At 59.6% G+C, this 23,327-nt stretch carries 20 protein-coding genes; all 20 read left to right on the top strand.

Annotated elements, in window-relative coordinates:
* The first annotated feature begins 313 nt into the window (after positions 1-313).
* The 20 genes from GNK13_RS14880 to GNK13_RS14785 all read left to right on the top strand — a co-directional run bounded on the left by GNK13_RS14880 (position 314) and on the right by GNK13_RS14785 (position 23,288).
* Positions 314-1,693: an O-antigen ligase family protein gene (locus GNK13_RS14880; protein WP_164103345.1), complete on the top strand. Its 1,380-nt coding sequence runs from the start codon at positions 314-316 to the stop codon at positions 1,691-1,693.
* A 128-nt stretch (positions 1,694-1,821) separates the two neighbouring features.
* The gene (locus tag GNK13_RS14875; RefSeq protein ID WP_164103344.1) at positions 1,822-2,730 is read left to right on the top strand and encodes an ABC transporter permease; all 909 of its coding nucleotides are present in this window, start codon (positions 1,822-1,824) and stop codon (positions 2,728-2,730) included.
* Positions 2,731-2,732: 2 nt separating this feature from the next.
* Positions 2,733-3,977, top strand: coding sequence for an ABC transporter ATP-binding protein (locus GNK13_RS14870; RefSeq protein WP_164103343.1), 1,245 nt, complete (start codon positions 2,733-2,735; stop codon positions 3,975-3,977).
* A gap of 161 nt (positions 3,978-4,138) precedes the next feature.
* Positions 4,139-5,005 carry a class I SAM-dependent methyltransferase gene (locus GNK13_RS14865; protein ID WP_164103342.1) on the top strand — a complete coding sequence of 289 codons (867 nt, stop codon included), beginning with the start codon at positions 4,139-4,141 and terminating at the stop codon, positions 5,003-5,005.
* A gap of 108 nt (positions 5,006-5,113) precedes the next feature.
* Positions 5,114-5,992 carry an FkbM family methyltransferase gene (locus tag GNK13_RS14860; RefSeq protein ID WP_315852995.1) on the top strand — a complete coding sequence of 293 codons (879 nt, stop codon included), beginning with the start codon at positions 5,114-5,116 and terminating at the stop codon, positions 5,990-5,992.
* 1 nt (position 5,993) lies between these two features.
* On the top strand, positions 5,994-7,259 hold the full coding sequence (locus GNK13_RS14855) for a glycosyltransferase family 4 protein (RefSeq protein ID WP_164103340.1): 1,266 nt from the start codon (positions 5,994-5,996) through the stop codon (positions 7,257-7,259).
* Positions 7,252-8,472, top strand: a complete 1,221-nt coding sequence (locus GNK13_RS14850; protein ID WP_164103339.1) for a glycosyltransferase family 4 protein — start codon at positions 7,252-7,254, stop codon at positions 8,470-8,472. Before GNK13_RS14855 ends, GNK13_RS14850 begins: the two co-directional genes overlap by 8 nt.
* Positions 8,469-9,479 (top strand): glycosyltransferase, encoded by a 1,011-nt coding sequence (locus tag GNK13_RS14845; protein ID WP_164103338.1) that lies wholly within the window; start codon positions 8,469-8,471, stop codon positions 9,477-9,479. Before GNK13_RS14850 ends, GNK13_RS14845 begins: the two co-directional genes overlap by 4 nt.
* A gap of 35 nt (positions 9,480-9,514) precedes the next feature.
* The gene (locus GNK13_RS14840) at positions 9,515-10,546 is read left to right on the top strand and encodes a glycosyltransferase (RefSeq protein WP_164103337.1); all 1,032 of its coding nucleotides are present in this window, start codon (positions 9,515-9,517) and stop codon (positions 10,544-10,546) included.
* Positions 10,543-11,463, top strand: a complete 921-nt coding sequence (locus tag GNK13_RS14835; protein WP_164103336.1) for a sulfotransferase — start codon at positions 10,543-10,545, stop codon at positions 11,461-11,463. Before GNK13_RS14840 ends, GNK13_RS14835 begins: the two co-directional genes overlap by 4 nt.
* A 29-nt stretch (positions 11,464-11,492) precedes the next feature.
* Entirely contained in the window at positions 11,493-12,671 is a 1,179-nt protein-coding gene (locus tag GNK13_RS14830; protein ID WP_235935184.1) for a glycosyltransferase, read from the top strand.
* Between the two features lie 12 nt (positions 12,672-12,683).
* Positions 12,684-13,559: an FkbM family methyltransferase gene (locus GNK13_RS14825; RefSeq protein ID WP_164103334.1), complete on the top strand. Its 876-nt coding sequence runs from the start codon at positions 12,684-12,686 to the stop codon at positions 13,557-13,559.
* Positions 13,560-13,569: 10 nt separating this feature from the next.
* Positions 13,570-14,775, top strand: coding sequence for a glycosyltransferase family 4 protein (locus GNK13_RS14820; protein WP_164103333.1), 1,206 nt, complete (start codon positions 13,570-13,572; stop codon positions 14,773-14,775).
* A 29-nt stretch (positions 14,776-14,804) separates the two neighbouring features.
* Positions 14,805-16,274 carry a sugar-transfer associated ATP-grasp domain-containing protein gene (locus tag GNK13_RS14815; RefSeq protein WP_164103332.1) on the top strand — a complete coding sequence of 490 codons (1,470 nt, stop codon included), beginning with the start codon at positions 14,805-14,807 and terminating at the stop codon, positions 16,272-16,274.
* Positions 16,275-16,311: 37 nt separating this feature from the next.
* Positions 16,312-17,694 carry a sugar-transfer associated ATP-grasp domain-containing protein gene (locus tag GNK13_RS14810; protein ID WP_164103331.1) on the top strand — a complete coding sequence of 461 codons (1,383 nt, stop codon included), beginning with the start codon at positions 16,312-16,314 and terminating at the stop codon, positions 17,692-17,694.
* Between the two features lie 45 nt (positions 17,695-17,739).
* Positions 17,740-19,095: a sugar-transfer associated ATP-grasp domain-containing protein gene (locus tag GNK13_RS14805; RefSeq protein ID WP_164103330.1), complete on the top strand. Its 1,356-nt coding sequence runs from the start codon at positions 17,740-17,742 to the stop codon at positions 19,093-19,095.
* Between the two features lie 17 nt (positions 19,096-19,112).
* The gene (locus GNK13_RS14800) at positions 19,113-20,270 is read left to right on the top strand and encodes a glycosyltransferase family 4 protein (RefSeq protein ID WP_164103329.1); all 1,158 of its coding nucleotides are present in this window, start codon (positions 19,113-19,115) and stop codon (positions 20,268-20,270) included.
* On the top strand, positions 20,267-21,481 hold the full coding sequence (locus GNK13_RS14795; RefSeq protein WP_164103328.1) for a glycosyltransferase family 4 protein: 1,215 nt from the start codon (positions 20,267-20,269) through the stop codon (positions 21,479-21,481). Before GNK13_RS14800 ends, GNK13_RS14795 begins: the two co-directional genes overlap by 4 nt.
* A 30-nt stretch (positions 21,482-21,511) precedes the next feature.
* Positions 21,512-22,150 (top strand): polysaccharide deacetylase family protein, encoded by a 639-nt coding sequence (locus GNK13_RS14790; RefSeq protein WP_203329080.1) that lies wholly within the window; start codon positions 21,512-21,514, stop codon positions 22,148-22,150.
* Positions 22,137-23,288, top strand: coding sequence for a hypothetical protein (locus tag GNK13_RS14785; protein WP_203329079.1), 1,152 nt, complete (start codon positions 22,137-22,139; stop codon positions 23,286-23,288). The genes GNK13_RS14790 and GNK13_RS14785 overlap by 14 nt, the downstream gene beginning before the upstream one ends.
* The last annotated feature ends 39 nt before the right edge of the window (positions 23,289-23,327 follow it).

Below are 23,327 nucleotides of genomic sequence, written 5' to 3'. Positions count from 1 at the left end.
TTGACGCCCCCGAGCGAGCTGGGCGAGGGAAGCTACCGCGTGCGAGTGCGGGCTGAGGTGGACGGCAGCGACGAACCGCTCTGGAGCCCCTGGGGGATGTTTGAATTACATCCCCGAGAGCTGGCCTAGACACCGGGGCTGCCCACCACTGACGAACGCTTCGGCCGTGTCTGCCCCCGGTTCATTTCCTGGGGCAGGCACGGCCGTTCCCAAGCAAACGTCGTTGACAGCAGAGCCGGATCGGCGATGAGGATCCGGGTTTCCCGCCCCTCCGGGGGCGTTATCCTGTCGGAAAAGAGCAGGTGAGGCAGCCATGGGATTGATCTTCACCCTCCTGATGACTTATGGCGGGGCCGCCGTAAGCCTGGTCCGGCCGTACTACGGCTTTTTGATCTACGTTTGCTTTTCCATCATCCGACCCGAATCGCTGTGGCACTGGTCGGTACCGCCCGGGAACTACAGCCGAATTATTGCGGTCGCATTCCTACTGGGATGGGCCCTGAGCGGATTCGGGAACTGGTCGTTTGGCCGGGCGCGCCGGCCGGCCTTCGCACTGCTTTGGTTTCTCATCTGGGCAGCTGTCAGCGCAGCTTTATGTGAGTACCCGCAGGTCGCGCTCTCGTTTCTGGAGAACATGGCAAAGATTGTCCTGCCAACCCTCGCCGGCCTGACGCTGATCAACACCCGGAAAGACATTTGGCAACTGGCGTGGACGATCGTCGGGAGTGTGGGCTACGTCGCCTACGATCTGAACCGGTCTTATTTCGATGGCTTCAATCGCCTCGCGTTCGACGGCTTCGGAGGCATGGACAACAACTCAATGACGATTGGATTGGTGACCGGTGTTGGCTTTGCGTTCTTCCTTGGACTCAGTGAAACCGTCGCCTGGCGGCGATACTTGTCGTTTGCCTTCGCGGCATTTCTGACCCACGCTGTCTTTTTCTCCTTCTCGCGTGGCGGGATGCTGGGGCTGTGCGTGGTGGGATTAGCGACTGCTGTCGTCATTCCGAAGACTTCCCGCAATCTAGGGCTGATGACTCTCGGCGTCGTGATCGCCCTGGCGATGGCCGGCCCCGAAGTCGTGGAGCGGTTCAGTTCGATGACGAACACGACGCTCACAGGCGCCGATGAGGGGGAAGCCGACTGGTCGGCGGAAAGCCGCATCGACTTGTGGCGAATCTGCGGCCAGATGACCCTCGAAAGCCCGGTTTTCGGCAAGGGTCCCGACCATTTCCCCCGCTTGGTGGATCGCTACCGTATCACCGGGGGCGTCAGTGACGCCTATGGATCCGGAAAAGAAGCCCACACCCTATGGTTGCAGATCATGGCGGAACTCGGTCTGCCGGGACTGTTTCTTCTCGCCGCTTTCTACGGCTTGACGCTGTCGGAGTTGTGGCGATACGTGCGGCTCGACAAGTCGGATTCGCAGGGCCTCACTCCAGGTGCCACGGCTCGCATGGTCTGGACGGCGCTGGTCGGTTTCATCGTCTCAGCGCAGTTCGTCTCGCTCGAAGGGCTCGAGCTGCCGTACTACGTGTGCCTGGTCGGACTAAGTTTTTTAAAGCTGCAGGCCGCGGAAGACCTGCAAGAGATCCATGGTGATGTCTGCGACGGCGAAGTTCTCAGATACGCAACCCCCTGGGGGCGCGAACCTGCGGCATGGCATGGGGCATCGCCGGCAGACAGCCGTTAATCCGAGACTGCTGCGGGAACCGGGAAAAGACGGGTTCGCAGACTGCACGTCGGAACGGGCCGAAAAACCTGGAACCTCGGCAGAGGATGTTCTCTCCTGCCATTCCACCAATTGCTCCTGAGCAGTCTATGCATCCTTTCAGTGATACGTCGGATCAGGTCGGTGGGCCGCGGTTAGCAGTGGCCTCGTCCGCGATGCCGGAAATCGTGTACTCGCCGGATTCGCCACTAACCCATCCCTGGAGATTGATCCGGCAGGTCGTTGCCGATTTGCTCCGCTGCCGGGAACTGATCTGGGTCCTCTTTCTACGGGATCTGAAGGCTCAGTTCCGCCAGAGTCTTCTTGGGTACGTCTGGCTATTCATGCCTCCGATCGTAACGACGCTGGTATGGCTGTTCCTTCACAGCCAGCGAGTGGTGTCCATCAGCGACCCGGGGATCCCCTACCCGGTTTTCGTGATCATCGGCAGCATCGTTTGGCAGACCTTTGTAAAGCTCCTGCAGAGCCCCGTAGCTGCATTCAACGCTGGAAAGCCCGTGTTCATGAAGCTCAAGGTGCCGGTCGAGGCATTCATCGCCGCGGGAACGGCGCGAGCCATATTCGAGTTTTTCATCTACGCGATCGTGTTGGTCCCGGTCTTTGTGATCTATCAGGTCGTCCCGCCTTGGACAATTGCGCTGACTCCCGTGGTCATTCTGGCCATCTTCGCGATCGGCACTGCTCTGGGGGTACTACTGGTCCCCTTCGGCAGCCTGTACACGGACGTCCAGCAGGCGATTCCCGTGTTGATGGCTTTCCTGATGTACATGGCGCCAGTCGTTTACCCGCCACCTGAACATGGGATCGCCGGCTTGCTCATCCGATATAACCCTATGACACCGATACTGATGGGCAGTCGCGACCTGCTGACGACCGGTTCTCTGGAGCATCTGCCAGCGATCCTGATCGTGATCCCCATTTCCTTGTCGGTCGGTTTCGTGTCTCTCGTTGTGGTCCGCATCGTGATGCCCCATCTCGTAGCCAGGATGGGAATGTAGCCATGAATGATCAACTCATTGTTTGTGACGGGCTGGGCAAAAGGTTCTGCCGCAATCTTCGAAAGAGTCTGTGGTATGCGGTCAAAGATTCGGCTGCAGAACTTGTTGCATGGAACCGCGGCGTGCAGAGCCTACGTGACGGCGAATTTTGGGCGAATCAGGGAATCTCCTTTTCCCTTAAGCGGGGGGAGTGCCTGGGGCTTATCGGTCACAATGGGGCGGGAAAGACGACGTTGCTGAAGCTCCTGAACGGGTTGATCAAGCCGGATGTAGGAACGATCGCCATCCGCGGCAGGCTTGGCGCCCTTATCGCGCTGGGAGCCGGATTCAACCCGATCCTTACCGGACGCGAAAACATCTATATCAACGGACTTATTTTGGGGCATACTCGGCGAAGCATCGCGAAGCGGATGGACAGGATCGTCGACTTCGCAGGAATCGAAGAATTTCTTGACACACCCGTCCGCACGTATTCTTCCGGTATGCAAGTGCGACTGGGGTTCGCCATTGCGATTGAGCAGAACCCGGACATTCTGTTGTTAGACGAGGTGCTCGCCGTCGGCGATGCAGCGTTCCAGCTCAAGTGCTTTAATCGGATCCGCGAGATCATTTCGGCCGGATCCGCAGCGATACTGGTAAGCCACCAGGAGATGCACATTCGAAGGTTCGCCACCCGCGCCCTGTTGCTCAACCGTGGCCAGATCGAATGCGAAGGAGATGTCTCCGATTGTTTTGCTCGTTACCAAGAGTGTGAGCCCGGGATCAGTGAGGCCTTGCCGGCGCCTATAATGGTGCAGCCAGAGGAGTTTCGGGTCGTCCGCTATACGGCTCCCACTCTCGTCCGGGAGAGACGGGCGAATGCATTGAAAGTTCCCTCTGTCATAACGACCGATCTGGAGCTTCAGTCGTCGCATGAGCAAGAGATTTATGTTGAGTACACGGTTTGGGATCGGGACGGCCAGCGAACGCGGCTTGCCGGAATGAGCGGCCAGAATCAAGTAACGGTTCCGCGAGGAACATCGAATTTAAGTGTTCGTATCGAACCGGTTCCAGCCATCGACCGGAGCCTTCGACTCAGCCTCGTTCTCGTGAGCTGTAGAGCGGGCGTCATGCTCTCCTATCTTAAGGAGATCCCTGTTGAGGTGTCTGTGGAGAGCGACTGTATTGGGAGGGACGGGCTCTGCCTGGCACTTGCAACCTCCACTCCCCGTTCATCGCCTGTCCGAGTAGTCGCTGTCGGTTCGTGATATCGCTCGCCGGCCCAATCAAGCACGTTTGCAAAAGCTTTTTGGCGGCGCTTGTCGCAACCAGTTCCATTCGCTTGCCTGCGCTTTCTACTGCATTGTTGGGGCAGTGAGGCCGCAGTGGGCGCGTAAGCTGGAATTTTCTACACATGAGGATCGAGACCGTGAATGAGTTGAACGATACCTCGGTCGGGCTCCGAGAGAAGATGCGAATCCTCGTTCGCACAGCCAACGGTATGCTCTCTCGCGAAGTTTATGACGCACTCTTTGACACCGCCAAAGTTTTTGGAGGAGGGCAGATCGTCGAAGTCGGAACCGCTCACGGTGCTGCAACCATTGCTCTAGGGTTGGGAGCCGCTGCAGCCGGAACCGCTGCGGACATTTTGACGGTCGACAAGATGGGAGGAGAATTCAGCACGAGGCGAAGGTACGGTACTCCGGAGCAAAATTCAGAGATCGCGCTTCGAAATTTCCAAGCCGCGAAGCTGGAGAGCCGCGTCGAGTTGTTCGTCGGTGGCCTTGAGGATCTTGAGCTTGCTCGGGGGGTCCCAGAATCGATCGATTTGTTGATGCTCGACGCTGACGGCCGCATCGACCGCGATCTGCTTATCTTGTATCCAAAAATTGCCGCCGATGCACCGATAATTATAGACGACTGCGACGAGAATGTATTTTTTGGCGAGACGCCAGAGGGGACTTTGTATCTTGATCTGAAGCACAGCATCACGGCAAAGTTAATCCGGACATTTTGTGACGGCCAGTTTTTGCTTCTAGATCGCACTGTCAAAGACACGGCTTTCTGTCGCAAGGGGCCGCGGAAGTACGATCCAGAGGAGATGGCCGAGCGGACGCTGGAGGCCTATCGAGAGCTGGTATTCCATTCGGTAGGAGGGCAGGAGTGGGACGCGATTCAAGATTTTAGGGGACGGGCAGGTGAGTACAGGTTGGCGATGAGGCTTTTGCGCGCCACGCCCAGTTGGATGCTTCGGACAGGATCGATTGCGAAGAAGATGCATTTGATCCGTGCGTGATTGGATCTCCGCAAGGCTTGGCGTGACGCATTTGTCGCGACCGGGCGGCTGGGGTTTGTGCTACACCTAGAGCGATTAGGACTCAGGGCTGGGAGGGACGAAGCGAAGATGAACTTGCGAAACATGCTGGAGATGATTCGGAGTCCGGAATCGCCAAGAGGCGGCTCCGATCGTAGTTCAGCAGTTCTTGACGGATATGAGTCCATTGGAGTTGCATTAACGGCTGAGGGCCAAGTCGCTGCGTTAGGAAGAACCTTTGAAGTCACGGATGCACGTGAGTTCGCGCACATGTTCCGCTGTGTATTTGTGAATCGGAGCTACGAGTTCCGATGCGATCGGCAGGACCCAAGGATCATAGACTGTGGCGCAAATCTTGGGGTGACAGTGCATTTCTGGAAGTGTCTTTTTCCGCAGGCTCGGGTGACCGCCTTCGAGCCCGATCCGGCCATCTGCCGGATGCTTCGTGAGAACTGCAGTGGTCTTAATTCGGTCGAGGTCATCGAAGCCGCCGTGTGGAACGAGGACGGGCAACTTCTGTTTAAATCGCAAGGAGGCGTTGGGGGGCACCTGCGCGGGCTGACAGAGAGCACCACGCAGGGAGGTGAATTGGGAGTCAGAGCCGTAAGGCTCCGTGATCTTCTCGGTGAACCTGTGGACCTACTGAAGATTGACATCGAGGGTGCTGAGATCGACGTTTTGCATGATTGCGCAGAACGACTTGTCAATGTCGATCGCTTGTTTGTGGAGTACCATGCGTTTGTTGACCGGCCGCAACGGTTGGCGGAACTGGTCGGCATTTTGGAACAGGCGGGGTACCTCCTGCACGTTCATTCGGAGATGGCCTCGAAGCGGCCTTTTCTAAGGCGGGACGTCGTCAATGGAAAGCATCACCGATTGAACATTTTCGCCAGCAAAAGCCACCTTCCAGAGATTGCCTGGGAGCCAGAGCAGCCCGTGGTCGAGGCGCGACAGCGACAAAGCGACTGAAATGCGCATCACATTCATGATGTTCGATTCGCCGAGATATATGGGGGGGCCGGTTGTCAATCTCCGTCGTCTCATTCCTCGCCTCGTCGCTCGGGGGCATCAGGTTCAAGTCCTCGTGCTTTATGACGGCGGCAGCCCCTCTGCGGAGTGGCTCGCCAGAGAGGCGGGCGTCTTGGTCGAACGTTTTCCTTGGCGCTCGCCACCCTTCACCGAGGAGCGAGTCCGGTGGATTCTGGCTCGCCTGCGGCGGTGGCCACCCGATCTTTTTGTTCCAGACCATTTCGTCAGCGGTTATTTTGCCAGTCGTTGGGCTCGAGCTGCTGGTATCCCGACGCTCGGTTACTTCCGCTCGGATGATCCCTTCTACTGGCAGATGGTGGGGGATTTTGTCACCGGCGATCCTGCTTGGGCTTTAAGTGGCGTGATCTGTGTCTCGAGTCGTCTGCAGGAACGGATCCGAACGAACGCTGGCTCGCGCACCAAGTTTGCGTACATACCTTCGGGTGTTTCGCAGCCTTCCGCGATTTCTAACCAGTCGGCCGCGGGATTACGGGTGGTCTATGTGGGACGGCTCGAGGAGCGACAGAAGCGGATTCGCGAAACGGCTGCTGCGCTTATGCGGAACCTCGAGAACGGAGTCTGCGATCATGTAGGCTTCGTGGGGCATGGTTCGCAGCGGAAGTGGCTTGAAGAGACTGTCGTTTCGCGGGGGTTGTCCGACCGGGTCACGATATTCGGGCCGATCCCCGAACAAAAGATCTCGGAGGTTCTGAGCTTTTTTCAGGTAATCACGCTGCTCTCAGATTACGAAGGCACCCCCGCCGCTGTAATGGATGGGATGGCGTGCGGCCTCGTTCCACTGACCACGCGTTTGTCCGACGGAACCTCGGAGGTGGTGCGCGATGGGGTCACTGGCTTGCAGTGTTGTGACCGGCAGCAGGATTTCGACCGATGTCTGCTCCAGTTGCGGAATAGCCCTGCATTGCGGGGTCGGCTGGCGTCGGCGGGACGGGAGCTGATCGCTTCGAGTTTCACGATCGAGCAGACCGTGAAGCGTTGGGAGGCGTTTGCAGATGAGCTCACGTCCGGTGGGGCGGCCAAGCGGCGGACGATCAGGCTACCGTTGCAGCTAAATTTGCCCCCCGTACGGGCTGCGTTTTCCAACGAAGATATCCGGCGGCCGCGGTGGGGATCTCATGTTCGGTCGCTGAAGGATCGTTTGGCTTCGAAGGTAGGACTTGCTCCAGCGTGTTTATCTGATGAGTAATTTTAGCTTTTATTCGGCGATGGAGGGATACGCTTGGGGTGGGAGCGAAATCCTTTGGTCCGAGACGGCTATCCGGCTTTCGAAAAAGGGGCATCGCGTGGCCGCAAGCGTTAAGGACTGGGGTAAGTCCGCCAGTCCGCACCTCGAAGCCTTGCGTGTCGCGGGAGTGGACGTGCATCGGCGGCCACCGATCTCGCCGAGCGTTGGGATACGCAGCCGACTGGCGCGATGCGGCATCCGGAATCGTACCCGCCACGCATGGTTTGAACGTTGTGAGAATGCGGTGTTGGTATTTTCCTGTCCTATCAACACTACAAATCTTGCGCGGGTATTGGCGGAGATGCCAGCTTCGGCGAAGTACGCAATCGTACTTCAGGCGGCATTTGATTTCGCTTGGCCAAAGGGACGTGCGTTTGAGGAAATCCGGTCCGCGTACGTGAATGCCAGCCGAGTATTCTTCGTTTCGCAACACAATCGGGAGCTACTCGAGACTCAGCTCGCGACGCGACTCTCGAACGCGGAGGTGATCTGTAACCCGTTCAGCGTGTATTATCATCAGCGGTTTGAGGCACCTCCGGGAGGTGAGCCGCTGAGGGTGGCGTGCGTTGCGAGGCTTGAGTCGGGAATCAAGGGGCATGACCTTCTTTTTCGGGTGCTTGCGCAGGACAAATGGCGAAGGCGGAAAATCCGTGTTTCCCTTTATGGCTCCGGTCCCGATGAACACTACCTGCGGGCGCTCCAACAGCATTGGAATGTCGACTCGGTTCAGTTCTGTGGGGTGACGGACGACATTGCGGGGGTATGGAGGACTCATCAGCTCGGGATCTTGGCGTCTCGCGGCGAAGGACTCCCGCTGGCGGTGTTGGAAGGAATGCTATGCGGGCGGCCATTTGTGGTGACCGATGACACCGGGGCCGCCGAGGTGGTCGAGGACGAGCGGACTGGTTTCATCGCGTCGGCGCGCTCGTGGCAAGCGGTCGACTCCGCGCTGGAGCGTGCTTGGCGGAATCGAGATCGTCTGGCCGAACTGGGTAAGGCAGCGTTTTATCACATACGGCGGCGACTGCCGGCGGATCCCGTGGCTGATTTCGCAAGCCGTCTCGAGGCCTTGGCCACAGGCTCTGCCCGCTCCGAGCCGCGTCGTGTGGGGCCGGAGGTAGAGGAGACGCCCGTGCTCGCCGCGGGAGCAATGGATGGGGAGGCAGCGACATGATCCGCAGGGCAGGGCCGAAATTGACCGTCGCGGTTTGCACCTGGAATCGGGCGCGATTGCTCGATCAGACTCTTGAGCAGATGCGGGCCTTGCAGGAGCCTGCCGGGGGCTGGGAACTGATCGTGGTCAACAACAACTGCACCGACGACACGGACGAGGTCATCGCCAAGTACGCTTCCGAACTGCCTCTTCGGCGGCTGTTCGAGCCCGTGCCTGGTCAGACCAACGCCCGCAACTCGGCATTCGCGTCCGCCGCTGGAGAGTTGATCGTGTGGACCGACGACGATGTGTTGGTCGATCGCGAGTGGTTGGTCGCCTACGCGGAAGCCGCCACGCGATACTCGGACGCTTCCTTTTTCGGAGGGCCGATCCATCCCTGGTTCGAGGTCGAGCCGCCGGGTTGGCTGGTCGAGGTCTTTCCGCGGGTGGAGGCGGCTTTCGCAACTCGCGATTTCGGGGGCCAGGTTTTTGAGCTGAGCGAATCGAAGACCCCGTTCGGCGCCAACTATGCGGTGCGAACGAAGGTCCAGCGTTGCTACCCCTACGATCCCGAGGTCGGTCTGCGGCCTGGTTCGACCATGCGTGGGGACGAGGTGAGCGTGCTCCGTCGACTACTCGCGGCAGGACACCGAGGCTGCTGGGTTCCGACGGCCCAGGTCCGGCACTACATCCCCCGGGAGCGGTTGTCTCGGAGGTACCTCGCCGGCTTCTATCGAGGGCAAGGGGAGTTCGCCGCGCGGCAGACTCCCCTGGGCGGAGGGAGCCGATTCTTCGGTCGGCCGCGTTGGCTTTGGCGGAAAGCCTTGCTTTGCGAATGCCGGTACCGGTGGAGCCAAGTCTCCGCTTCGCCCCAGATCTGGGTCGAGCGGATGATTGAGGCGAACCAGTGTTGGGGGCAGTTGAAGGCCTCCGGGCACGCCGCAGCTGACCGCTCCGAGGAGGGCGCGCTTGCCGTCTCCCCCGGAACCCTTTCAGGGCCTTTGGCTGGAGACAACGTCTCGCGATGAGCTTTCGGGTCGCTTCTTGGCCGAGCGCATGCGATGTGAATCCCTATCGCAGCCTCTTTCATGCCGCCTTGGCTCCATTCGGCGTGCACTGCGAGTGCGACTGTCACGTGAACGATGCTTGGTTGAACTCCCATGCGGCCGCGATCGACGCGATCCACCTGCATTGGCCCGAACCGCTGTGGCGGGAGCGCCAGGGCGGTTGGAGCGCTCCTTTGCGAGGCGTCGCCGGGTTGACCCGGTACGTCCGGCGAGCCAAGAGGCTCGGCATCAAGCGAATTTGGACCCTGCACAACGTGGAAAGCCACGAGGGGGCGAGCTGGATCGATCGGATCGGGTATCGCGTCCTCGCGAGCGAGAGCGACTTGATCCTCTGCCATAGCCAGTCGGCCGCCGCGATGTTCCGGCGGAAGTACCGGGTGGGTGGATCGGTGGTGGTGATGGCGCACGGAAATTACGATGGGGTCTATCCCTCACCGCGCCCGCGGCAGGAGGTCCTCAGGGCTTGCGGGCTTCGGGAGGATCGGCCGTTGCTCGTGGCGATCGGAAACCTCCGCGATTACAAGGGATTCGATTTGGTGGCGGACGCAGCCCGTCGGTTGCGACCCCACGTGCAGTTTCTGATTGCCGGCCAGCCGCATGCCGCGTTTGACATCGGACCGTTGCGTTCTGCCGCCGCTGCGCTCGAGAATCTGGTGCTCGTCGATCGCCAGCTGACGGATCAGGAATTTTCGGATTTCGTCTCAGCCAGCGAGGCGGTGCTGCTCCCGTACCGCAAGATTACGGGCAGCGGTGCTCTGCTGGCGGCATGGAGTTTGGGGCGGCCCGTCATCGGTTCCGACCTGGACTATTTCCGCGAGGTCGCCGCGCCGGAACCCGCCGCCGCACGCTTCTTTGCGGTCGGTGACCGAGACGAATTCGCAGGTGCGATATCCGCTTTTCTGGCGGAGGATCCGACGGTAGGCCGAATGTCCTCCCGACGCATCTCGGAGCACTTTCGCTGGGAGCGTTGCGTCCAGCCGGTCGCGGAGGTAATTGGGCAGTGGCAAACCGGTCGGTGTCAGAGATGATCGCTACGAATACTCTCTCGTCCTCGAAAAATACGATGGTGATGCCCAACTTCCTGGTCATCGGCGCCATGAAGTCGGGAACGACTTCGTTGTGGAAGTACTTAGCTGCGCACCCCTCGGTGTTCATGACCGATTTCAAGGAGCCAGGGTTTTTTGCAAAGGAACATACCTGGGAACGGGGGTGGGGTTGGTATCAGGGGTTGTTTGCGGGAGCCGGCGGTGCGGTCGCGATCGGCGAGGCGTCGACGCATTACACGAAGACGCCGCTGCATGAAGGCGTTGCCGCTCGGATTGCAGAGCATCTTCCGAACGTGCGGTTCATCTATGTGATGCGAGAGCCATTGTCGCGCGCCGTTTCGCACTACTGGCATTCGGTGCATTACAACGACGAAACTCGCAGCATGGCGCGGGCGCTTCGTCGCCACTCGCACTACGTGGACGTCAGTTGCTATGCGATGCAGCTGGAACCGTATTTTCAACACTTTCCACGGGAGCAGTTCTTTCTGACCACTTTCGAGAAGTTGAAGTCCGATCCTCAGACGGTAATGCGGGCTTGTTATCGGTTTCTGCGGATCGATCCCGAGGTGGTGCCGCAGAATCTCGGCGAGGCTTACAACTCCGGCCAGCCGACCGTGCGGAGAGCTCGCGGTGTGCTGCATGCCGTACGTTATTCGCCGATCTGGACGCGGATCGCACCCTGGGTCCCGCAACGACTCAAGGACTGCGCGAAGCGCCACGAGTACACCGAAGCTCGCCGCGAACCGGGGATCCCTCAGCAGGTCGTAGAGCATCTTTACCCGATATTCCAGGAGCAAAATGAACGGCTTTTCGAGCGAATCGGGGAGCGGTTCACCGAGTGGGAGCCTGTCTCGGATGCTCACCTGTCGAAGCCGATCAAACCGCAGGTAAGGCCGTGAAGTGGCTCATCTTGAACGAGCATCCGTGGATGCGTGGGGGCTTGCAGAGCCGAACGCGTCAGCTCGCGATCGCCGCTCTTGAACAAGGGGATCAGTTCCATTTCATAAGTTTCGGGAAGAACGTCTTTTCGGATTTGGCGGAGCAGTATCCGGATCAGGTGGTGCTCCACCCAGGGGTTGATATTGATACGCGCTCTGTGCGGCCACGGCACCTCATCAAAGCCTATCAGACGCTGCGCACCATTCGGCCTGACGTGATCTTCTTGTGCAACACACCGATGCCCAACTTTTTTCCATTTCTTGCGGCCGCCCCTTGGGCCGGGGTCCGGGAGGTGGTCGTGCACCACGGCACGGATCTGGGGTTTGTGAGCCGCAGCGAAGGTCGGCGCCGCTGGCTAGGGCTTCTTCCCAAGCCGGAAATTTGGCACCTCGAACTGGCCGTTGCCTCACGTCTGGCTTATCGCAACGTGACCCTTGCGCTCTTCAATAATGACGTGCAGATGGGCCATTGGCGAAACGGAATGCATTATCCGCCGGCGCGGTGCGCTCTGTGGTATCCGCCGATGGATCTTGCTCGATTCCAGCGGTTGGGGCGAGCGAGGAACCGGATCCGAAAGGAGTGGGGGCTCGAAGGCAGCTTCGTGATCGGTGGCGTGGGTCGGCTGTGCCGGCAAAAATCATTCGACGTCGCGGTGCGCGCGCTGGCTGTGGCCTCGTCGCGTCTCGCGTCCGCAAAACTGGTCTTGGTCGGACAGGGAGAGGACGAAGCGGGAATCCGGCATTTGGTGCGGCAGTTGGGGCTCGCGGGACGCGTCGTTCTGGTCGGGGAGCAGCCGAATGTGCATGAATGGATGAGTGCCTTTGATGCTTTCTGCCTACCGGCGACGCAGCCGAATGAATCGCTCGGAATCGTCATCTTGGAAGCGATGGCGGCTGGGGTTCCGGTCGTGGTCACCGATTTGCCCGGTCCGCGCCGCTTGGCCGACGGCGGCCGCTGTGGGTTAGTGGTCGCCGCGGGGGATGTGGAGATGCTCGCCAATGCGTTCGTTCGCCTTGGGCGGGACGAGTCGCTGCGAAACGCGCTCGTGCAGGCTTCCCAGAGCGTCGTGGCTCAATGCGAGCGAGCGGTGGTCTTGCAGGATCTGCAAGCACGGATCGGCTCATCGCGGGTCTTTGGCTCCCCCGCCAGCTGTTTGTCCGAAGCTTGAAGGTAAACCGAAATGAAGCTCGCCGTCTCTGCGCTTGCCGAATTTACTCGCCGTGTTCCCTTCGAAGCGATCCGCTGGCGATTGATCCCGTACGCGCTCGGGCAATGCCAACGAAGCTTTGAGCAGCCGGACGACCGCACCATTCGGATGCGTCATGGCCTGCGAATGCGGGTCGATGTGAGCGACTGGTTGGGGCGGCATGTCTACGTGACCGGAGAGTACGAGCCTCCGACGACCCGGGTCGTGATGGCGCTTCTCAAGCCGGGCGATGTGTTCGTCGATATCGGGGCGAATGCCGGCTACTTCACCCTGCTCGCCGCAAGCCGCGTCGGGCCGCTCGGCAGGGTGATCAGTTTCGAGCCCTTTCCTGCAACTCGGCAACGGCTCGAGGCGAATATTCGCCTGAACGGGCTGACCAACTGCACCACGTATTCCGAGGCAGCGTTCGACCGCTCGGCACGGCTCAAGTTCTACGCGGGCCCGGCGAACCATCTGGGAACCTCGTCGCTCCGCCCACTGGCCAATCCTTCGCAGGAGATCGTCGTCCAAGCCGAGCGAGGCGATGTGCTCATCCCCAGCGACGTGCGGGTCTCGATGGTCAAAGTGGATGTGGAAGGGGCTGAAGCGCAGGCGCTGCTCGGCATGCAGAGGATATTGGAGGAGCACCGGCCCGATTTGGTCGTCGAGATCACCCCTCGGTATCTGGCAGGAATGGACGCTTCGGAAACCGAGCTCCAGACGCGGCTGGCCGAACTCGGGTACCGCGCTTACGTGATTCACAACGAAGGGATCAAAGAGATCGAGGACCTAGCCCGCACGGGGCTCGCACAAGTAAACGTCTTATTTACTTGTCGAGAAGAGATCCCCGCCGAGCTTCAAGCAAATTGAATGCAAAGCGATGCGAGTCCTTTACCTCACCTGCAATCCCAACCTCGTCAGCACGACCCGAAGCTTGCAGGGTTGGCTGCTGCATGGGCGCGAGAATGGCGTCCTCGGGTGCGTTGTCGTCCAGCAGGAGGGAGACCTTGCCGCTTGGCTTCGGGAGGAACGCTTCGCGGTGCGAATCGATCCGATGCCGTGGCCAGATCGCCGGAATTTGGTGCGCGCATTTTACCATGTTTTACGGATTGCCCGCTGGGCACGTCGACAAAAGGTCGACCTCATTCATTGCAATGAGTACAACGTGTATCCATTCGGTTCGGCGGTGGCAAAGCTTGCCCGGCTTCCGGTGGTCTGCCATGTGCGTTGCAAACTCGACGCGGGATTTGCGGACTGGACGTTTGCCAAACGGGAGCCCGAAGCACTCATTTGGTGCACGCCGCAAATGAGGGCGGAGTGCGGGCCCATCGCTGAGCGCACGGTTCGGGGTGCACGCCAGCATGTGATTCCGCTCGGGATTGATCTCGGCCGATTCCAGTCCGACGAAGCATCTCGCCAGCGGCTGCGGCGTGAGTGGGGAGTCCAGGAAGACGATGTCGTCGTCGGAATGGCCTGTGCGCTGCGGCCGGGGAAACGGATCGACGATTTTCTCTCGCTTGCGGAGCGTCTCGCGACGGTACCGAGGCTCCATTTCGTACTCGCCGGAGGTGAAGTCCCCGGCGACGCATCGTATTTCCGCAGCATCCACCCGCGAATCGAATCGGCTCAGCGAAACGGAAGCGTGCGATGGTTGGGGCACGTCGAGCCGGTGATCCCTTTCTTGGAGGCGATCGATCTGTTCGTGAGCACCAGTGAGCACGAATCGTTCGGAATGAGCGTGTGCGAAGCGATGGCTTGTAAAAAGCCGGTCACCGCCTATGCAGCCTGTTCGGTGGAAGAGGTTGTCGGCAGTGCGGGGGTCGTCGTCCGGACCGGGGATCTCACAGGCCTCGCCGACGCCGTCCGACGGCTCTCCGCTGACGCCCCCCTGCGGCAGTCGCTCGGCAGCGCCGCTCGAGACCGTGTCGCCACCGAGTTCAACCCGGCAAGCAGCCAACGCCAACTCGAAGCGGTCTATCGCTCGATTCTGAACGACTCAGGATCTCTCTCCGCGAGGCAGCGGTTGAGTCCATTCTCCCTGGCTCGACATACGATCGACCGCGGGCGGGGTAGTGGCGTTATCTGAGGCTGCTGGCCATCGATGATTGTCCGGTCATGCTGCCCTGGTTCCCCTGTGCGGTCAATGGTGGCGATCTGGGCCCCCTGCACCGCTTGGCCTTTCCTTTCAATGGAAAAAAGCGGTCGCCAAAACGCCGCGGGAGTGAACTCGTGTATCTCACAATCAAGCACGTTGCTAAGAGAGTGGTGCCGGCCACCATGTGGACCCGGCTGTATGGTCGCTGGTGGGATGACATTCTTCCCTTCACCGTAGAACACTGTCCCATGATGCTTCCCTGGTTCGCCAGCGCGAAGCGAAATGACCCGGCCTCACGCCTGCATCGCCTGGCACTCTGCTTTGATTGGCAGAAAAAGCCGTCCTTTTGTAGAACGTTCTGCGTATGGATCGCGTCGCTGTTTTGGCCATTTCGATTCTTCTCGGAGACTTTGCAAGCATTGCGAAGATATGGCCCGGGGACTCGCAGAATGCACGGCCTCAGTTGCAGAATGCAATTTTTCGAAATTGTGCGTCACGGCATGACATCGAACGTGCCCGCATCGGCGTACTACCTATATCGCTTATTCTTGCCCGCCAATCGGCATCGTGCCAACTTATGGATTCACAAGGAGGAGTTGCTCACCCTCTATGATATCCTGATGTCGGGACTTCCCTCGGATCGGCCTTTGAGCGACAAGCAGGCATTCCTCGAGGGTGGGCTCGAGCATGGGCTGCCAGTGGTTCACGCGCTTGCCGTATTCGGACCGAACAGGTTTCAGAAATGGTACACCGGCGCGGCCGGAGATCTGCCAAGGTGTGATTTGGTGCTTAAGCCGGTCGATCTTCTCTGCGGGCGAGGCTTTCAGTTGTGGACCTTTGATGAAGACACTGGCAACTGGAGAAAGGACGGCAAGGTCCTCGATAAGGATGCCTTCCTGAAGTATTGCTTCGAGACGGCAGGCCAGCGGAGGCAGGTTCTGCAAGTCCGCCTCCGCAACCATGGTCTGCTGGCACCACTCGCCTCGGAAGGTCTATGCACAATCCGCACGATTTCGTTCTGTCGACCGGGCGGTGATCCCGAACTGCTGATGGCTTGTTTGCGGATGCCGACCGGTGCATCCCACGTCGATAATTTCCAAGCCGGGGGAATCGCGGCGCTGATCGATCTGGAAACCGGTTCTTTGGGATCGGCGGTCGCGAAAGATCCAACCCGCGGGACATTTGAGCATCATCCGGATACAGGTGCACCCATCACCGGAACGAAAGTACCCCTGTTTCCCGAAGCGGTCGCGTTATCGCTTCGAGCACACGCCCTTTATCCGTGGATGCCGTTCGTGGGGTGGGATGTTGTCATTACACCCAGCGGCCCGTGTCTGCTGGAGGCGAATCCGGGGTGGTGTGTTGAACTGGCTCAAGTCGTTTCTGGAGTGCCGCTTGGCGAAACTGTCTGTCCCGAAATTTACTTAGAGCATCTTGCAGCCCAAGAGCAGGCCAGCCTGGCCACTTCCCCGCTCCCGTCGTCCGCTTGAGTTTCCAGTTCAGCACCGTATTGGAAGAAACCGACTCATGATTTCTTTACTCAAAGCGACGGTCAAGTCCATTCTCCCGGCCCCGACGTGGGAGCGTTTGCGGGCACGGTGGTGGCGTTACCTGAGGCCGCTGACCGTCGACTATTGCCCGGTAATGCTGCCCTGGTTCACCTGTGCGGTCGATGGTGGCAACGCGAGTCGCCTGCACCGCTTGGCCTTTTCCTTTCACTGGAAAGACCAGCCGTCGACACTGACTTCCGTTTCTGTGTATACCGCGGCCGTATTATGGCCGTTTCGCCTGCTGTGGGATGCGGGACGGCTCCTGCGAAGATACGCGGCGCCGATCAGCAGGGTCCATGGAATCAACCGCCGAACGCAGTATGCCGGAATGCTCCGCTACGCACTTCGGGAAAACATCCCGCCCTTGTACTATTACCGGTACCGTTTATTTGATCCGCGAAACGCACGTCGGGCGCCGTCCTATATTCATGCGGATGAGATGAGCGTCCTCTTTCCGATGCTTCAATTGGATCTGCCATCGAACTTCCCGCTGCGCGATAAGCGTGCTTTTTTTGAGAGTGGACGTCGCTATGGGGTCGAAGTGGTGGACGTGATAGCCGCCTTTTCCGATGGGGCAGTCGAGAAGTGGCACGCTGGTAATCGTGACGAACTCCCCCTCTGCGATGTTGTGCTCAAGCCGGTGGATCTTGCCTGCGGAAGGGGGTTTCAGTTGTGGCGTTATGATCCGGATCAGAAAGGCTGGCGCAGGAATGGAGCACTGCTTCACGATAAACAGTTTATCCGACACTGTTGCAAGGCGTCGGCAGTGCGGCCTCACATACTTCAGGTTCGTATCCGCAACCATCCCCTCCTGACGCCAGTCGCGGCGGAGGGGCTGTGTACGATTCGCACCGTCACCTATCGGAGGCCGTCCGGAGCGGCAGGCTTGCTGTTAGCCTGCCTTCGGATGCCAACCGGTTCGGCTCATGTGGACAATTTCGAAGCCGGCGGGATTGCCGCGCCGATCGACCTGAAGACGGGTATTTTGGGAGATGCCGTCGCGAAGGATCCGACGCGAGGGCCCTTCCAGTTCCATCCCGACACTACCGCCCCGATCACCGGATTCCAGGTTCCCTGTTTTGACGAAGCGAAGAGGCTCTCTCTCCGAGCGCATGCGGTTTATCCGTGGATGCCGTTCGTGGGGTGGGATGTCGTCATTACGCCCAGCGGACCGTGGCTGCTGGAGGCCAATCCGGATTGGTGCGTCGAACTAGCACAAATCGTTTCGGGTGAGCCTCTCGGCGAGACTCTCTACCCCGAAATCTACTTTGAGCATCTGGCTGCCCAGCGACATGCCCGCTTGGCCGCCAGCGAAACATCCGAGTTTGCTGAGCGTCAGCAAATCAAGGGTGTGGTCTGATGCCAGGTCCTGTCGCGTTCATTATTGCGCTGGGGGAGTAAGCTCGTGTATCTCATATTGAAGCATGTCGCCAAGAGATTGGTGCCGCGCGCCGTATGGAACCGGCTTTATGGACGATGGTGGGACGACATACTTCCCCTCACCGTAGAGCATTGTCCCATGATGCTTCCCTGGTTTACCAGCGCGAAGCGAAATGATCCGGCGTCGTGTCTGCACCGCTTAGCGCTCGGCTTTGATTGGCAGAAACCTCCGTCTGCATTCAGAACGTGCTGCATCTGGACTGCGTTGCTCTTATGGCCGTTCCGATTTATCTCGGAAACTTTTCAAGCATTCCGCAAATACGGTCCAGGGACTCGCAAGATCTGCGGACTGGGTTTCGGAAGACAGCTTCGCGAGATCGTTCGCTTTGGCCTGATGTCGAACGTGCCCGCATCGGTGTACTACAAGTTCCGCTTGTTCTCGAAGGCGAACGGGGATCGTGCCAATTCTTTCATCCACAAAGATGAACTGAGCGTCCTCTTTACGACGCTGATGTCGAGACTCCCTTCGGATCGGCCCTTGAGTGACAAGCAGGCGTTCTTCGAAGGTGGGCTTGAGCATGGGCTGCCAGTGGTTCACGCGATTGCGGTATTCGGTCCGAACGGGTCTCAAAAATGGTACACGGACGCGGCCGGAGAGCTGCCAAAGTGTGATTTGGTGCTTAAGCCGGTGGATCTCCTCTGCGGGCGAGGCTTTCAGTTGTGGACCTTTGATGAAGGTGCTGGCAACTGGCGACGGGGCGACAGAGTTCTCGATGAGGGTGCATTCCTGGAGTATTGCTTCGAGACGGCGGGCGAGCGGAGACACATTCTTCAAGTCCGCCTCCGCAACCACAGCCTGCTGGCACCGGTCGCCGTGGAGGGGCTTTGTACGATCCGCACGATTTCGTTTTGTCGACCGGGCGGCGAGCCCGAGTTGCTGATGGCTTGTTTGCGGATGCCGACCGGTTCCTCCCATGTCGATAATTTCGAAGCCGGGGGGATCGCGGCGCTGATCGATCTGGAAACCGGTGCTCTGGGAGCGGCGGTCGCGAAAGATCCAACCCGAGGGAGTTTTGAGCACCATCCGGATACAGGTGCGCCGATCGCCGGAATGAAGGTGCCACTGTTCCCCGAGGCCGTCGCGTTAACGCTTCGAGCGCACGCCCGTGACCGATGGATGCCGTTCGTGGGGTGGGACGTTGTCATTACGCCCGCTGGCCCGTGCCTGCTGGAGGCGAACCCAGACTGGTGTGTTGAACTGGCGCAGATCGTTTCTGGAGTGCCTCTCGGCGAGACTCTCTATCCCGAAATCTACTTCGAGCACCTTGCAGCGCAAGAGCAGGCGAGCCCGTCCGCTTCCCCCCTTCCGCTGTCCGTCTGAGCTCCCACGTGCGACTCATGAGTAAGATTGGAAAACGGCTGAAGATCGCGCTCACCTCCTGGGCTCCGTTTGTCGGTGGGGCGGAGATCGCGGTGGAACGACTCGCTGTCGGGCTCCGCGAAGCCGGGCACGATGTGCTCCTGGTCGTTGGCACCGAAGGCGAGGCCTTGACTCGGTTCCGCGACGCCGGCATTCGCTGTGAGTTCATTCCCCAGCAGTTCACCGACAAACGGAAGTGGTTGCGGTACCGCAAATCGCGCAGCGCGCTGGTCAACCTACTGCGGCAGGAGCGATCCGATCTCCTCCATAGCAACGATCTGCCAACCCATCAGTTGGCGTCCGATGCGGGGCGGCGATTGGACATCCCGCGGATTTGCCATCACCGCTGGATTTTCAACCGCGAGGCGATTGACTGGCTCAATAAGTTCGGCGCCGAACAGCACCTGTTTGTCTCCAACTCGCTGATGGAATTGCTGTGCGACCGGTCAGCCAAGTTAAGAATGAGCCCGCGGACGGTCGTATACGACGGGCTGCCGATCCCGGATGTGCCGACCGAGGCGGACCGCCAGCAAGCAAAACAGGAACTGGGACTACCCGTCGATAAGGTCGTGGTCCTGTTTGCCGGACAGATCATCGAGCGCAAGGGAGTCGCCGATCTCTTGCGCGGTTGGGCCGCTTTGCCGGACGGCTCGCGCGCCCGAGCGGATCTGATCGTCGTGGGGGACGATCTGGAGAATGAGGGGGCGTATCGACGTGAGATGGAGCGTCTGGCGAGAGAACTCGGCCAGCCGGTTCGGTTCACGGGATTTCAACGGAACGTCCCACGCTGGCTGACCGCGGCCGATGTCGTACTCGTCCCGTCCCACGCCGAGCCGCTGGGCAATGCCACGTTGGAAGCCATGGCTCTCGGCCGACCGGTGATCGGCAGCGACGTCGGCGGGATCCCCGAGATGATCGAGCACGAGCGAACCGGCTTGATCGTCCCCCCCAAGTTACCTGGCGAACTCGCGGCCGCGATGGAGCGACTCGTTGCTGGTCGTGAGACGCGAGAGCGGCTCGGCAGGGAAGCGCGGCGGCAATGTGAACGTCGATTCCAACTTCAAGCCCATGTCGAAAACGTCCTCGCGCAGTACCAAGTGCTGCTCAATTCGAAAACATTGGCGGAATCGGCATGAAGGTCTTGTTGATGACCGAAGTCTTTCCCCCTCGCAACGGCGGTAGCGGTCGTTGGCTGTGGGAGATCTACCGACGGCTTGAGAAACCCGAGCCCATCATCCTGGCAGGGGCTCAGGCTCGGGATCAAGACTTCGACCGCACCCATTCGCTCTGCGTCGAACGGGCCGCGATGAGTTTCCCGAGCTGGGGCGTGGTTAGCCCATCGGGACTGGCTTGCTACCGGCAGCTCGCGCAGCGAGCCGAGCGGCTGATCGACTTCCATCGCCCCACCCAGCTCCACTGCGGCAAAATCCTTCCAGAGGGATTCGTCGCTTGGTGGCTGAAACGCAGGTTGGGAATGCCCTATCTGGTATATGTCCACGGAGAGGAGCTCAATATCGCATCCGGATCGCGTGAGCTTCGCTGGATGACGCGGCGGGTGCTCACCTCGGCCGACCGGGTGATCGCCAACAGCGAGAACACGGCTGGGCTGCTTTGCAAAACCTGGAGCGTTTCGGAGAATCAGCTGCGCATTCTGCATCCCGGGGTCGACATCGATCGCTTCTGCCCGGCGGAGCGAGACGCCGCCGTCCGTCAACGGCTCGGCTGGGGCGAACGGCCGGTGATCCTGACCGTCGGCCGCCTTCAGAAACGCAAGGGACAAGACCAGCTGATTCGCGCAATGCCCAAACTCATCCAATCGCAGCCGAACCTTCTCTACTCGATCATCGGTGATGGCCCGGAGAGAAAGACGCTTGGACGTTTGGTAGCCGATTTAGGAGTTGCCGATTCGGTAGAGTTTCGCGAGGAAGTCACCGACGACGAAATGGTGCGTTGTTACCAGCAATGTGACATTTTCGCCCTGCCGAATCGAACGGTTGATGGCGACTTCGAGGGCTTCGGAATGGTGCTGCTCGAGGCCCAGGCTTGTGGCAAACCGGTGATCACAGGGGCGTCGGGAGGAACCGGTGAAGCGATTTGCGAGGATCGGACGGGCCGAAGGGTGGACTGTCAAAGGCTGGAACGGCTGACCGAGAGCTTAATGGCTCTGCTAGCCGATCCCGAAACGCGTGCATCGATGGGCCAGCGTGGGCGCGAGTGGACGACCCTCAATTTTGGCTGGGAAGCGTTGACCATCCAAGCAGCGCATTTCATTTGCGGTATCAACGCCCGCCCTTCACTTCTGGCGGACGAGCCCGCTCCTCTGAGACGCTTACGCGGCATTGAATAGCCTGCTCGTTCGGCATTGGGGCGTGAAACCATGATCAAGCGATTGGCGATCGCCTGCATTCCGAATTCGGTGTTTCTGCGGCGTCTGCCGATCGGGATGGGCAATTGCGTCCTTCTGACATTCGACGACGGTCCCCATCCGGAGACAACCCCGGCCGTGCTGCAGTTGTTGGAACCATACAACGCTCGGGCAATATTCTTCGTCGTGGGAAATCGGATCCATCGAGCGCCCTCGGTGTTGAGGATGATCGAGCAGGCGGGGCATCTGCTCGGAAACCATTCCTTCTCACATCCCCTCCGAGAGCCGTTTCGATATCAAGCGTACCTCCGAGACCTCCAGAAATGCCAACAGGAAATTTTGAAACAGGGGGCGACTCCATCTCCATATCATCGTCCCCCGCTCGGCAGTATCTCTGTCGCGACCGCTATCGCGCCGAGAAAGCTCGGCCTGCGATCGGTGCTGTGGTCGCGTTCCTCTGAAGACTGGCGGTTTCGATCGGAGGCGGACGCGGTTTCCAGTGCCGAGCAGTTGGCGGCTTCAACTCAACCCCGTGATATTGTTCTCATGCATGACGAGAGTCCTTACACGTTGATTCTGTTAAAGCATTTGCTGCCGGCCCTGGTCGATCGCGGCTTGCGCTTCGATTGGTCGAGCGATGGTAGAATCTAAGAAAATGCAAAGCGTTTCAGATACAACCGTCTGCTCTGGGATGCACGTCGTTCGCTGTGGGGACTGCAGCGCTTTAGCAGCGAGGCATCCCCACGCGGAGGCGATCCTGAATGCTGCGAGTTTGTCCCATTTTTCGACATTCCCCGGCGCGGCGGACGATTTCCCGCTGTTGTTCTACCTGCTGGATCCACAAGATCGACTCTGTGCTTACTTTCGCGTGATACCCGATCAGGTGACGCTGGAGAGCAGGACCTATCGATGGGCCTGGACTGGAGATAACTACACTTTACCCGAGTATCGCGGCAGGGGGTTGTCGACGAAGCTTCAAGGGGAAGGAACAAGACATCTCCATGAATTGGGCATCGCCCGGGGATCGGTGTTCTCGACCGAGGTGACGCTTCACATCTTCAGCAAGCTTGGAATTGACGTTGCGGGGTACGTTCCGCGTTTTGTCGCCGTGCGTTCCGCCCAGCCCTTTCTGGATGCCCACGCGAGCAATCGAATTTTCCGGATGGCACTCAGTCGCCCTGCCCAGTTCGCTGCCTGGCTCATGGGGCGTTGGACCAGAGCACGAGCTCGCGGGCAGCGTGCAGACGTCGACTGCGTCCCGGCAGATACTTGTACCGATTCTGAGTTGCAGCGGTTACTCGATCGCACGAAGGGCTCCTATTCCGCTTATTTCTCGACCGACTTGTCGCTTTTGAGAAAGAAACTTGCAGCGGCGAGGCGGATGGGGAGAGTGGACTGGTGGGTGCTCCGCGACGCGGCGTCATCGGATCCGTTCGCCTATATGGTGGTGCGGCGACGTTGGCAGGAGAAGCCATTGGCGGAAAAGTACAAAGGATTCAACCTGATGACCTTAATGGACTTCGGGTTTGAGGCGTCGGATTCGCGGGCTGCCGGCGCGGTGTTGGCGTATTTGGTTCGGGAGTTCTTCAGTTCCGACGCGGATGTTCTGGAAGTGATTTCCGGAAACTCAGAACTGAACCATCTCGCACGTCGTTGCGGCCTGCTTGCTGCGGGAAAGGGTATGTCTTTTTCTTACGCGTTGCCCGGAGATTGGGCCTGCAGCAATTCGATTCCGTCGTGCGAGCACTGGCCGCTCACGCATTTCTGTGGGGACGCTTTTGCGTTCTGATCGCCTCGTCCGCTTCCCCACGCCCAACTGCGTTGCCGA

The organism is Candidatus Laterigemmans baculatus (assembly GCF_010367455.1).
Taxonomy (GTDB): domain Bacteria; phylum Planctomycetota; class Planctomycetia; order Pirellulales; family Pirellulaceae; genus Laterigemmans; species Laterigemmans baculatus.
Note: the sequence above shows the minus strand (reverse complement) of the source record. Positions and strands in the feature narration are given on the sequence as shown.